Below are 13,201 nucleotides of genomic sequence, written 5' to 3' on the forward strand. Positions count from 1 at the left end.
ATAGTTCCTCCTGTTTGTTTTCTACAGGAATATTCTAACTTACTTAAGTGACAGTTATGTGATTACAATGTGTCACAATTTTCTCTTTCCTCACACTTACATTTCAGAACTTATTTATGAAAATATACATACATAAAAAAGGAGAAGCAAAAGCTTCTCCTAACGTAGCAACAGTCCAAATGCTAGATTTCTGATGAGATTAAGGGCAAAGTAAGCAAGTATAGGGGATAGATCCATCCTCATAGACCCTAAAGGTATTAGCATCCTAAAAGGTCTCAGTATCGGTTCTGTCACCTCATATACAAGATGTGTAAACTCATTTCTGCTGTATGGAGCCACCCAGGATATCACAATCCTTATCAAAATAAGCATTTTTAAGGCTCTTATAGCAAGATCTATAATTTTTAAAATCGATAACATTATATAATCCCCTTTCTTTTATTTTACATTCATAAAGTAGTGTTTAGCTTTTGCAGTATATTCCCATCCTGACCATATAGTCAGTATTACTGGGATCAACATCAGGTAAAAGTTATATTGATTTTTACCAAATATTATTATAATTATTATTACAATCATCTGAGAAGTAGTTTTATATTTTCCCAGTTTTGCCGCCGGAATTACCTCTCCCTTAGCTGCAGCCAGTGTCCTTATGCCGCTTATCAAAAACTCTCTTGCAATTACAACTATAGACATCCATGCAGGTATGTATTTTATATCCACAAATATTACAAGGGCAGATATAACAAGGATTTTGTCTGCTAAAGGATCCATCAGTTTTCCAAAATCAGTTATAAGATTTCTTTTTCTAGCTATATAACCGTCAAAAAAATCAGTTATTGAAGCAACCGAAAATATCACCAGTGCAATAACTCTGTAAGCAAAACCTCCACTTTCTGCATTTCCCAAAAAAAATATAAATGGAATTGCTAAAATTATTCTGAGTAGTGTTAGTTGATTAGGCAGATTCATCATGTTATCCTCCATTAAATATGTTTGTCTTTTTTCCAAAATTTATCAATCAATATAAACTCATACAGGATTCATTAAAAATTTGTAAAATTAAAAACAAATTACAGCGAAAAACACAACGAACCCAAATCAAAAAATAATTTATTTTACTGTATCTTCATTTTCTACAATGGCCCCTAGAAGATCGTAGTCAAAATTTTGTTCGATTTTAACTTTTACTATCTCTCCTTGTTTTGCTGTCCCATCGTTGGTCAAAATCTTCCCGTCTATCTCTAAAGCCTGACCTCTGGTTCTTCCTTCAAGCATATATTCACTTTCTGAAGATACTGTATCTATAATAACTTCTACAGTTTTACCTATAAATTCTCTGTTTTTTATTTCAGCTATTTCTGACTGAAGATTGGTTAGCTCCATCCATCTTCTGTGCTTTACTTCTTCGTCTATCTGTTCATCCATATCATGTGCTACTGTATCCTCTTCTCTAGAGTACTTGAATACTCCCACATAGTCAAATTTAAATTCTTTTACAAACTCTTTAAGCTCTATAAAATCCTCTTCTGTTTCTCCTGGGAACCCAACAATAACAGTAGTTCTAATGGTTGCATCAGGAATTTCCCGTCTTATTTTATATAGCAGATCTTTTATCTGTTGTCCAGTTTTAGCACGTCCCATATTACGAAGTACACTGTCAGAAACATGCTGCACAGGTACATCAAAATAATTACATACTTTTTCTTCTTTTTTCATTGTTTCAATAAGTTCATCAGTTATTGAATTAGGGAACATATAATATGTTCTTATCCACTCTATCCCTTCTACTTTTGAAAGAGCTTTCATAACATCTGGAAGTGCCTTCTTTTTGTATAGGTCGATTCCGTATTCAGTAGTTTCCTGGGCCAGAAGATTTATCTCTCTCACTCCACCAGCGGCAAGCCTTTGAGCTTCTTCTACTATATCCTCTATATTTCTGCTTCTAAGGTCCCCTCTGAGCTTGGGTATAATGCAGTATGTACATCTCCTGTTGCACCCCTCAGCTATTTTAAGGTAAGCTGTATGAGGATGTGTAGTTAGTATTCTATCTGTATCGGCATTTGCAAGGAATTCCAGACTTTCACTTTTTATTATTTTTCTCCCAGCTAACACCTCGTCTACGACCTCTTCTATCTTATCAATCTCTCCTGTTCCTATTACTGCATCTACTTCAGGCATCTCATTTATTATCTCTTGGGCGTATCTTTGTGCTAGGCAACCTGCCACTATTATCTTTTTAAGGTTTCCTCCCCTCTTGTATTCTCCTATTTCAAGTATTGTTTGGATGGATTCCTCTTTTGCATCTCCTATAAATCCACAAGTATTTATAAGAGCTATATCTGCATCCTCTATATCAGTTGTTATCTCAAATCCTTTTTTATTGACCATTATACCTATGAGGTTCTCACTGTCAACCAGGTTTTTACTACACCCTAAACTTATTAACGCTAATTTCATTTAATACTCCTTTTAATATTTTTCATAGTCAATTATAACACATTTGATCGGCTAATAAAACCTATAAAATTCTCTACTCCTGAGACAATAAAAAGAACACAGAACTAACTGTGTCCTTTTTTAACTCAGTAAATTTTCAAGAATACTAATTTTTACTTAGTCTCTTCTGAAGATTTTTTGTTACTTTCTTTTACAGGTTTTGCAATAAGCTGTTTTCTACTTAAGCTTACCTTACCATTTTCATTTGATATAACTTTTACTTCTAAAATATCTCCTACAGAAAGCACGTCGTCCACATTTGCCACTCTCTCATGAGCTATTTCAGAAACATGCAGAAGTCCTTCTTTTCCAGGAAGTATTTGCATAAAGGCTCCAAACTTGGCAACTTTCACAACTTTTCCTTGATAAATTTCTCCAGCTTCGATATCTTTTACATAGTTATTAACTAGGTTTATTGTTTTTTCAAGAGTTTCTCCATCATTCGAGAAGATCGAAACTTTTCCGTCATCCTCTATATCGATAGTAGCACCTGTTTCCTCTATTATCGCCTTGATGTTTTTCCCTCCTGGTCCTATTAGAGCAGCTATCTTGTCAGTAGGCACCATCATCTGATAGATTCTAGGAGCACTCGCTGCCAGTTCAGCCGGCGCCTCTATAGCATTTTTCATTACTCCGATAATCTGTAGTCTTGCATCTAAAGCTTGCTTCAGTGCTATTCTCATTACATTTTCATCTATTCCTGTGATTTTTATATCCATTTGAAGTGCAGTAATTCCAGCTTCAGTTCCTGCCACTTTAAAGTCCATATCTCCAAGGTGATCTTCCAATCCCATAATATCAGTAAGGACTGCATAGTCGTCTCCTTCTTTTACTAGACCCATAGCAATACCGGCAACATGACTCTTAACAGGTACACCTGCCGCCATTAGTGCCAACGAACCTCCGCATATAGACGCCTGTGATGACGAACCATTTGATTCAGTTATCTCAGAAACCACTCTTACTGTATAAGGGAAATCATCTGTTGAAGGCATTACGTAACTAAGTGCTCTCTCTGCAAGGGCACCGTGTCCTAATTCTCTTCTTCCTGGAGCTCTCATAAATCTTGCCTCTCCAACTGAGTAAGGAGGGAAGTTATAGTGAAGATAAAACTTCTTGTAGTATTCTTCATTTAATCCGTCTACAAGCTGCTCATCCTGTTTCGTTCCAAGTGTTGTTGTAACTATTGCCTGAGTTTCTCCCCTTGTGAACATAGCAGAACCATGAGGTAAAGGAAGTGTTCCTATCTCAGCATAAAGGTCTCTTATTTCATCAGTTTTTCTTCCGTCTACTCTGTGTTTATTATAAACGATTGCTTCTCTTACAAATTTCTTCATAAGATCATGATAATAACTTTTGAACTCTCCTTCTATCTCTCCAGGAAGTTCTTCAAGCTCATTTTCCTGAATATACTTTTCAGTAAAACTTGCTAAAAGCTCGTCTTCAAGATCATTAACTGCATCTTCTCTAGCCTGCTTTCCTATTGCCAATACAGCTTTCTTTAATCTCTCACCGCCATTTTCATCGATAAAGCTCTGAACTGTTTCATCGATTTCAGGTTTTACAAATTCAAATTTCTCTTTTCCTGCTAGCCTTGCAAACTCTTCTTGGAATTCACATATTTTCTTTATATTATCATGGGCAAAAAGGATAGCCTTTAGCATTACCTCTTCTGACATTTCAGAGGCTCCCGCTTCAACCATATTTACAGCATCCTTAGTTCCTGCAACAGAAAGATTAAGAGGGCTCTCAGCCAACTCTTTTGGTGTAGGGTTGAGTATAAATTCCTCTCCCTTCATTGCAACTACGACTCCAGCAACTGGTCCTAAAAACGGAATATCAGATAACATAAGTGCTGCTGATGATCCTATTATTCCTAGGTAGTCAGGAGTATTGTCTCCATCATATGAAAATACAGTATTTACAATATGTACATCATAATTGAATCCCTCTGGAAACATCGGTCTTATTGGTCTATCTATAAGCCTTGCAGTTAGAGTAGCATCAGTAGAGGGTCTTGCCTCTCTTTTATGAAACCCTCCTGGAAATTTTCCTACTGCATAATATTTTTCTAAAAAATCTACAGTCAGAGGGAAAAAATCCGCTCCTTTTCTTCCTTCTTTACTTCTGTTCACTGTACTTAAAAGTATAGTATCTCCGTATTGGATCATTACTGCTCCACAAGATTGTCTAGCTATTTTACCTGTTGAAAGTGAGAGAGTTCTCCCCCCAATTTCCATTTCCATTTTTTTTTCTTCAAACACACACATTCCTCCTCATTTTTTATAAAGATGAGGTCAATTAGAACTGCAAATAATAAGGAGTAAAGCTTCCCCTAAGAACCTTCGCTTCTTACTACTTACGCCCTTTCTATGACCACAATCGTTCTTACTATTATAACACCTTTAAAAATAAAAATCAAAACTTATTTGTCCTTTAATTGGAGAATTAAATATTGTATTACTCGGGTTTACATAGTATAATATACAAAAAAATCAGAGGTGGATTATGGAAAAAACTATTAAATTTAATAAAATAGGAATTAAAAGACGTTTTATTCAATATATCGTTATTCTCCTTATCTCTATCTTTGTTCTCTTTCTAGCTTCTAAGCTAATTGAAAAAAGAAAACATTCTAAAATAAGGATTTATAACAGTCAAATAGAAAAACTGCAAGATGAAAAACAGAAAAAAATAGATTTAATCGAAAAAGAATATAATGATAAAATTGAAGCTCTTTTAAACAAAATCGATAAAATCAAAGATTAAAATTTTTAATCTTTTAGATTGTGGAATATCAAATTTGATATTCCACTTTTTTATTCACATAAAATTCAAACTTGCTATAAATCAAAGATAAGAATTTACTTTTTCTATTTTTATAGAAATTTCCCATCAGGAACTATTCAAAAATTTAATATTATATTATTTTCTAAAATCTTATCTGAACTGTATCAGATCCTTATAAATAAAGATATATACTACATTAAACCCCTTAATTCACTCCAATCTATCATTTACACAGTAAATAGTTAAACAGATAAGACTATATGTCGTAAATATTGTTATTGACATATCTACACTATTAATATATAATCTTTGTATAGATATACAACATAAATATGAATTTAAAAATGCAAATAAAAAATTGAAGTGCATTAAAAAGCACTGAATAAAAATTTTATTTTATCATTACTTATTTCAGGGAGGTATTATTATGACATTAAAAAAAATGAAGAAATCACACGAAATTTTACAGGCTATGTTAATACATGAAAATGGAATCGTATCCCACAGAGGATTTACATCATACGATGAAATTGTCGCTTATAGGGAAAGAAATAAAAATGACAAAGTAATTTTAGAAGTCGGAACTGAATCATAGTTTTTTAAAAACAAAAAATTAAGAGCTTATCCTTTAAAGGATAAGCTCTTCTTTCATATGTCTTTATTAAAAATAAAATTTAATCCATTCCGCCGGGCTATCACAATAATCAAAAGTAACTTGGAAAAACTTGATTTTTAACATACTCCGAAAATTTTTTTATGTCTAAATTATCTTTTTCAAGTTCTTTAAAATAATTTACAGTTTTCACTTTCAGCTCTATCGTAGAAGCTTCATCGCATACTATTATAGCTTTTTTATGGACTTGAATTGCTGTAACTGTCCACATATTATTGATATCTCCTTCAATAACCTGCTTTAGAGCCAAAGCTTTTTTCTCTCCTTTTGCCATTATCAGTACTTCTTTCGAATTCAAGATTGTTCCCACTCCAACAGTAAGAGCTTTTTTAGGAACTTTTGATACATCATTATCAAAAAATCTAGAATTTGCCTTTAAGGTTTCTTCAGTCAATGTTATTAACCTTGTTCTTGAATCCAGTGAAGATCCTGGTTCATTAAATGCTATATGTCCATTTGCTCCTATTCCTCCTATAAATAGATCAATACCTCCATATTTTTTAATCTTTTCCTCATATTCTTCACATTCCTTCATAATATCCATTGCATCCCCATTTAAAATGTTTATATTTTCATCTGGGATGTCAATATGCCTAAAGAAATTCTTATGCATAAAGGTATAGTAACTTTGAGGGTGATCTTTAGGAATACCAACATATTCATCCATATTAAAAGTTACTACATTTTCGAAAGATACTCTACCCTTTTTATGGAGTTTTATGAGTTCCTTATACATTTTAAGAGGCGTCTCTCCTGTCGGCAGTCCAAGTACAAAATTCTTGTTGTTATCTGAATAATCATTTATTTTAGATGCTATATATAAAGCTGTCCATTCACTCATTTTATCCGTGACCAAAACTCTCATGTTACCCTCCTTTACATTAAGTTTTTCTGCTATTACCTAAATTAATATACTTTCTATAGACATTACATCCTTCTAGCAAGAAGGTCTGGTCTTATTTTTTCAACAAACTAAAAAGAATTCCCATAAAGGGAATCCTTTTCCATTAATTATATCAGTTCCAAATCAGCAGACAGGCACTAAATATTTGCGCTCCTAAAACTCCTCCCACAAGAGGAGCAACAACCGGAATCCAAGCATATGCCCAATCTGAATCTCTTTTCCCCTCTATAGGAAGGAGTGTGTGAGCTATTCTCGGACCTAAATCTCTGGCTGGATTTATGGCATAACCTGTAGGCCCACCGATACTAAGGCCTATTGACCATACCAAAACACCCACGAGAAGTGCCGCCATAGGCCCTACGTTATTATTGCTGTTTGTTATCCCCATTATTCCTATCACTAGAACGGCGGTACCTATAGTCTCAGTAACAATGTTCCACTTGGATCCGCTTATGGCAGGCCCTGTGGAAAAAGTTGCAAGTATCCCATCGGCGTCATCAGTCTCATCATAATGCTGTTTGTAAGAAAGATACACAAGGACAGCACCTGCAAATCCTCCTGCCACTTGGGAAACTACATAACCTGGAACAAGGGACCAGTCAAAGACACCTATAGAGGCCAAGGCCACAGTCACCGCGGGATTTATGTGAGCTCCACTTACCCAGCCAGTGACGTATACTGCTACTGTGACACCAAATCCCCATCCTGCAGTGATCGCTATCCATCCCCCGCCATTACCCTTGCTTTTACTCAACACGATATTTGCCACAACTCCGTTCCCAAGAAGTATTAATATCATCGTACCTATAAATTCTGCTAAATAAATTCCCATTTTAACCTCCTGATAATCTTTTATTGTGTAAATTTTTCCAAATAAAAAACTACACAAAAATAAGTATTTTTCTATACCTTTTATGCGTAGTTTTTATTGACACTATCGTCCTTATCTAAGTGGCAGACCCTTTACAAGTCTTGCTCCGTTGCTTCCTAAATCTCTCAATTTATTTTTTTCTACAAAAATGTTTGCCTTTTGTATATATTCCTTATCGTACTTCCTTGTTGTTAGAAGGGCGTCGCCATTTTCTAATACTCCGATACCTATCTCTAGAGTTCCTGAAACATAATTTTCTTTGACAACTTCTTTAGAAGGTACAATTTTCAGAAGATATGGTATCTCTTCCTCCTCTATACCCCACAAAATTTCATTAATATATTCCCTGTCAATATTATCTGAGCAAAATAATGTTATATTAGGCCTGTTGTCCATCATTCACCCCCATTACAAGTCCAGTGGCTACAGCATTTCTAGGGCCCTCTGTTCCTCTTATATTTCCGCATCCTGCTACTATTCCATACTCAGATAAAGCTTCAGTTATCATCTGAGATATTTCAAAATCCAATGCAGATCCTCCAACAATAACTACAAATTCAAAATCCCTAATATTTTTTGTATGAGAAACTTTCCTTAATGATCTAAGTACATTGGTTATAAAAATTTTTCTTTTGGCAGACCTTCTGATAATTCTGATTTTTTCCAGAGACATATCAAGGTCGATTGGAATAAGTTCACCTTCTTTTATAAGGACATTTTTAGCAAATACTTTCGGAGAAAGAGAGTTTTCAAAAAATTGAACATTTCCATCCTCGTGTCTTATATAAAATAGAGATTCTACTTTTGCCAGAGGATATTTTTTTATATCTTCAGCAAGATTAAAATCCTCTATACCCAGCTCTTTTTGAATAAGAAGTGTTGTCATATTACCAGCTCCGGCCAGATGAACCAGTTCTTTATTTCCATATCTGTCAATGGAACATGCATCTGTCGAACCTGCTCCTATATCTACAATTACCAGAGGTGTTCCTGTGCCTGGAGTAGTTAGAGCACCGGTTATAGCCATATCTGCCTCTACTCCTCCTACTTCTACTTTTACTCCCAGTTCTTTTTCAATCTCTTTCGCTACTTCGGACATTTGATTTTTTTTGGTATTTACCATTGCAGCTATTCCTACAGCATTTTCAAATACAAATTCTTCTGCAATTCCCCCCTTTATCTTTTGTGGGACAAAGGTATCTACTGCCAATATGTCTTTTATTTTTATATTATCAATGGACTCATTGGTGAAATTCCCCATTACACTTTTTACATTTTTTAGCATTCCTCCGATATTGGTTCCAGATTCTCCATTTATATCTTGGACATGCTCAATACTTCCCAGGGCTTTCATTATTCTTTTGGAACCCTCTTCTATATTTACACTTTTTGACCTGTAGTTTCCGTCAATCTGTATCCTTCCAGCAGGGATAACCTTCTCTTTTACATCTCCGTGAGGTGTCTTGATAACTACTCCAGACCTGTTGCCTATAAGTGCTTTAGAAATAGGAACTATTTTTTTAGTCTCTTCTGAAGTGAGGGAAAAAATTGTGGCAATGCCATATGGATTTGAAATAACCTCTATTATTTTTCCCTGTGGAGCTACTTCTACAGCAGCCTTCATCCCTGTAGGTACTTTTTTAACAAAAAGTACCTCATCAACTATGGGGATTTTATTTATGAGTCTGTTATTTATGAGAACCCCATCATCTTTTTGAATAATAGCACCCTTTATTTTGCATCCATTTTTAAAAGCTTCATTGATTCTGTGAGCTACCTCTAAGAAGCTGAAACTTTTTTCCACTATTACTATGTAATCTTTATCATTTTCAAAATTTCCAAGCTCTTGGAATAGGATTGTTTCTCCTATCCCAAGACCTATTCCCCCAGGAGTTGAAGGGTTATGTCCAATCATAGTAGACTCTGTAATTATTGTTTCTGTTATAGTTTCCATAGAAACGTCTCCTATAACAGGAGTAGCTTCATTTATCCTGATTAAAGATAAATCTGCATTTTTTAAATCAGCTCTTTTCATTGCCTTCTTAATGGCTCTTTTTATTCCCAAAACATTATCTTTAGTACCTTTTAAACCTGTTGTTTCATGTAAGGCACTGGATAAAAACTTACATTCTATATTGTCTACCTTTGCCAAAGCTACTTCTGTTGTAGCATTTCCAATATCTACACCCACTATGATCTTCATAACTATCCCCGAACCTTTCTAATCTTTTCTAAGTTGACCTCTTTGTTCATAAACTTCTGCGGCTTCCTTGATAAATGCAGATATTACAACAGCTGAATACTTACTTTCTAGTTCATCGGCTATTTCAAATAATTCTTCCTTTGAAGATCTGTAAGGTCTCAAAGCGTTGTAAGTTGCTAATATTTTATCATCTGGAATGGCAACCATTTCACTGGCTCTTTCAAAGTTCTTTGTTATAGTTGGCCTGTTACCTTTCTTTGCTATCTCTCCCTGTAATTTTAGAGTTTCAGGTGAGATTCTTATATCTTCAGGCTTTATATCTCCATTTATTACATTTTCTAAAGTTATTTCATCCAAAGTTTTACCTGTGGATGTTTTCAACCATTCTTTTCTCTTTTCTCCTAATGGATAATCAGAGATTGGATTTATATTTTTAACATCTATATTCATAATTCCTCCAAACTAAAATTCATACTTTATCTCTACTGGTTTTCCGTGTTGAACGACATGTTTTGTCTCTTTTATATGTAGTAATGCTGCTTTTGCCTGATATTTAGGTCTCGCCATCTGGTCACTGGCTACAGGTACTGGATTTGGAGATTCTCCCTTTGCATATTTTGCAGCATTTTTTCCTATTAATCTGAATGTTTCAGGTGTTAATAGTGGAGCCTGTGGGAAAAGTTCTAGATTGTTTAGAGGAAGCAGATCCTTTTGGTGGATTACTGTTGTTCCCTTTGACTGAATTCCTATTCCTATTCCAGAACCACTTAACTTTGCAGCATCCAGCGCCATAAATGAAACATCAGAAGTTCTTGTTACTCTTACGATTCTTGCCTTTAATCCCTCTTCCTCTATACCTGCGATAAGTTCAGTCAGGACTTCATCGTGAGGGACATCTGTTATTGTTTTATGTTGAAATTTTTTAAATGCAGGAGCCAGTCCTATAACTACTTCTTCAGATCTGCTTCCTTTTTTTGCTTCTCCGATTTCTTCTATCTTTACAGATGGTACAAATTTATTTTCCATAATAGTAAACTCCCCTATTCTATACTTTCTGGTTTTATAGCTGATGGGATATTTTTGATCTCTTCCCATCTTTCCTCGCTTATTCTATATCCGCTTCCAGGACCCATGTAATCATTTCTATCGTTTATGGCACTCTTTATTTTAAAGCCTTTGTCTAATATAGCTGAAGTTTGCAGGTAATCTCCTGAAACTCTCTGTTTTAACATACCTAAAACATGCTCAGCTACATCGTCAAATCCGCTTCTGCTAAGTCCTTTAACAAGATCTACTCCTGTTATTCCAGAGCTTAAAAGTTCTTCTGCCGCTTTTAAATCTTCAACCACATTTCTTGCAGGCATATCAACACTTCCGTGGGCATATGTTGCTGCTTCCACTTCTTCATCTGTTATTTCAGGAAGATCAAGTTCTTTGAATAACCCCTGTATTGCTCTGGCTGCTTTATTTCTTACTTTGACAATCTCATCTTCAGTTACAGGTTTTAAACCACCGTCTATTTTAAGGTCTCTCTGAAGAGCATTATAGTCATCAAAATCCTCTGCATCAAAATTTGATCCAGCAAACATGTTATCACAGTTTGGTACGGCACTATATCCTGAGAATATGAAGTCTGTTCCAGGAAGCATCTGCATTAGAGTTCTTGCTGTCCTTCTATATTCTGAGTGAGAGAATGTCTGGTCATTTGCTGATGCACATTCTAAGTCAAGTAACATTGCTATCAGGTTTTCAGCCAGTACAGCCCTTATTCCTCCAGGTAGTGACCCAGGCATCCCTATGCAGCTTACAGAACCATTTTGTAGTCCTTGTACTCCAGACCCTCTTGTTACGTAGATACATCTTGCTTCAAGGTAAAGCATTGATTTCCCTTCAGCATTTCCCATAAGAGCCTCTGAACCAGTTCCAGATGTAAATCTCATTTTTAATCCTCTTGATGCATATGCTGAAGCAAGGAAGGCTTTTGACCAAGGAGTGTCGTCACCGTCTATAAACACTTGCTCTGTACCATATACAGACACTGTTTCTGCATAACTTGTGAATCCTTTCATTCCAAGCTCTAATTCAGTAGCTTCTTCTACAGAACACTGAGTCAGTATTCCTCCTCTACCTACTTGTGAACCTACAAATATTGAGATGGCATTGAAAGGTGCATATCTTACTATACCGATTGTAGTCTCCTGTTCATCAAAACCTCTTACTGACGCTTCGGCAGCATCAGCGGCAATTAATACAGGATTGTCTCTCAAGTTAGTTACATGACACTGATTGGAAGGAGTTTTTCTGGCTCTCATTTTTTGTACGGCCATCATCATCTCTACAACATTCATGTGTTCCATAACTTTAATTATTTTTGCTGGGGTAATTCCTGTTGTTATTTCCAGCACTTCATCTCTTGATACATTTATGTCTACTAGTTTTTTAGATATTTCCATAGATGACATTTTCATAGCTTTTTCAGCATTTTCCATATTTATTGCATAATCTGCTATAAATCTGTCGATCATGTCAAATTCTTCTCTGCTTTTACCGTCTAACTCTGTTATTTGACCATTTTCTATTTTCAAACTTGGATTAGGATCGTTAGGACTTTCCATTGCGATTAGTCCTTCTTCTATCCATTCACTTATAAAGCCATCTTTATTTACAGGACGTTCCTTCAATACTTCAAATCTTTTTGATTTCACTTATTATTCACCCCAAACTATAAAATTTCTAAAGCTGCTTTAGCTATAGTCATATCTTCTTCAACTGTTCCGCCACTGACTCCTATGGCACCAATTACCTGTTCTTCAAAGACAACTGGAAATCCTCCTCCAAAAGAGATGATTCTTGCATCATTTGTAAGATTTAATCCATAAAGGCTTTCTCCAGGCTGAACAACTTGGCTAATTTCGTGAGTCCCGGTTTTTAATGCCCATGATGTGAAAGCCTTGTTATTTGCAATATCTACACTTGTTACGAAAGCTTTGTCCATTCTTTCTGTGTAAAGAAGGTTTCCTCCGGCATCTACTACTGAAAAGACAACCGGTACATCGATTTCTTCAGCTTTTTTAATAGCTTTTTCTCCCATAAGTTTAGCAGTCTTTAATGTGATTTGTTTCACAGTTACGACATCAATCATTTCATTACCTCCCAAATTTTAATTAAATCTGATACAAGATTCCTTTCCGGTTTCCGTCTATTCAGCTCTTGTTTAAGAACACATATTACAATATCAGTTTAATTTGTTCTTTAAAAGGT

At 35.1% G+C, this 13,201-nt stretch carries 14 protein-coding genes; 2 read left to right on the top strand and 12 right to left on the bottom strand.

The window, feature by feature from the left end; translation table 11 throughout:
• Positions 1-159 precede the first annotated feature (159 nt).
• From ILYOP_RS06460 to pnp, 4 genes are all read right to left on the bottom strand, one after another.
• Positions 160-420, bottom strand: coding sequence for a YggT family protein (locus tag ILYOP_RS06460; RefSeq protein WP_013387730.1), 261 nt, complete (start codon positions 418-420; stop codon positions 160-162).
• 18 nt (positions 421-438) lie between these two features.
• Entirely contained in the window at positions 439-972 is a 534-nt protein-coding gene (gene pgsA / locus ILYOP_RS06465) for a CDP-diacylglycerol--glycerol-3-phosphate 3-phosphatidyltransferase (protein ID WP_013387731.1), read from the bottom strand.
• 141 nt (positions 973-1,113) lie between these two features.
• Positions 1,114-2,460, bottom strand: coding sequence for a 30S ribosomal protein S12 methylthiotransferase RimO (gene rimO / locus ILYOP_RS06470; RefSeq protein ID WP_013387732.1), 1,347 nt, complete (start codon positions 2,458-2,460; stop codon positions 1,114-1,116).
• Between the two features lie 152 nt (positions 2,461-2,612).
• The gene (gene pnp / locus ILYOP_RS06475; protein WP_013387733.1) at positions 2,613-4,763 is read right to left on the bottom strand and encodes a polyribonucleotide nucleotidyltransferase; all 2,151 of its coding nucleotides are present in this window, start codon (positions 4,761-4,763) and stop codon (positions 2,613-2,615) included.
• A gap of 244 nt (positions 4,764-5,007) precedes the next feature.
• Here pnp and ILYOP_RS06480 point away from each other — a divergent pair, with 244 nt between their 5' ends.
• Together ILYOP_RS06480 and ILYOP_RS15790 are read left to right on the top strand one after the other, a co-directional pair.
• A complete protein-coding gene (locus ILYOP_RS06480) occupies positions 5,008-5,268 on the top strand; it encodes a hypothetical protein (RefSeq protein ID WP_013387734.1) in 261 nt (86 codons plus the stop codon).
• Positions 5,269-5,731: 463 nt separating this feature from the next.
• Positions 5,732-5,884: a hypothetical protein gene (locus ILYOP_RS15790; protein WP_222838846.1), complete on the top strand. Its 153-nt coding sequence runs from the start codon at positions 5,732-5,734 to the stop codon at positions 5,882-5,884.
• A gap of 109 nt (positions 5,885-5,993) precedes the next feature.
• Here ILYOP_RS15790 and nagB read toward each other — a convergent pair whose 3' ends face one another.
• The 8 genes from nagB to ILYOP_RS06520 form a co-directional block, all read right to left on the bottom strand.
• Positions 5,994-6,827 (bottom strand): glucosamine-6-phosphate deaminase, encoded by an 834-nt coding sequence (gene nagB, locus ILYOP_RS06485; protein ID WP_013387736.1) that lies wholly within the window; start codon positions 6,825-6,827, stop codon positions 5,994-5,996.
• Positions 6,828-6,978: 151 nt separating this feature from the next.
• Positions 6,979-7,698: an MIP/aquaporin family protein gene (locus tag ILYOP_RS06490; protein ID WP_013387737.1), complete on the bottom strand. Its 720-nt coding sequence runs from the start codon at positions 7,696-7,698 to the stop codon at positions 6,979-6,981.
• A 111-nt stretch (positions 7,699-7,809) separates the two neighbouring features.
• Positions 7,810-8,136, bottom strand: coding sequence for a glycerol dehydratase reactivase beta/small subunit family protein (locus ILYOP_RS06495; RefSeq protein ID WP_041921023.1), 327 nt, complete (start codon positions 8,134-8,136; stop codon positions 7,810-7,812).
• Positions 8,117-9,940, bottom strand: coding sequence for a diol dehydratase reactivase subunit alpha (locus ILYOP_RS06500; RefSeq protein ID WP_013387739.1), 1,824 nt, complete (start codon positions 9,938-9,940; stop codon positions 8,117-8,119). The genes ILYOP_RS06495 and ILYOP_RS06500 overlap by 20 nt, the downstream gene beginning before the upstream one ends.
• Before the next feature lie 18 nt (positions 9,941-9,958).
• The gene (locus ILYOP_RS06505; RefSeq protein WP_013387740.1) at positions 9,959-10,390 is read right to left on the bottom strand and encodes a diol dehydratase small subunit; all 432 of its coding nucleotides are present in this window, start codon (positions 10,388-10,390) and stop codon (positions 9,959-9,961) included.
• A 12-nt stretch (positions 10,391-10,402) separates the two neighbouring features.
• Positions 10,403-10,966 carry a propanediol/glycerol family dehydratase medium subunit gene (locus tag ILYOP_RS06510; RefSeq protein ID WP_013387741.1) on the bottom strand — a complete coding sequence of 188 codons (564 nt, stop codon included), beginning with the start codon at positions 10,964-10,966 and terminating at the stop codon, positions 10,403-10,405.
• Between the two features lie 14 nt (positions 10,967-10,980).
• A complete protein-coding gene (locus ILYOP_RS06515) occupies positions 10,981-12,645 on the bottom strand; it encodes a propanediol/glycerol family dehydratase large subunit (RefSeq protein ID WP_013387742.1) in 1,665 nt (554 codons plus the stop codon).
• 17 nt (positions 12,646-12,662) lie between these two features.
• The gene (locus tag ILYOP_RS06520; RefSeq protein WP_013387743.1) at positions 12,663-13,082 is read right to left on the bottom strand and encodes a GlcG/HbpS family heme-binding protein; all 420 of its coding nucleotides are present in this window, start codon (positions 13,080-13,082) and stop codon (positions 12,663-12,665) included.
• Positions 13,083-13,201: the final 119 nt, after the last annotated feature.

Source organism: Ilyobacter polytropus DSM 2926, from assembly GCF_000165505.1.
GTDB classification, from domain to species: Bacteria; Fusobacteriota; Fusobacteriia; order Fusobacteriales; family Fusobacteriaceae; genus Ilyobacter; species Ilyobacter polytropus.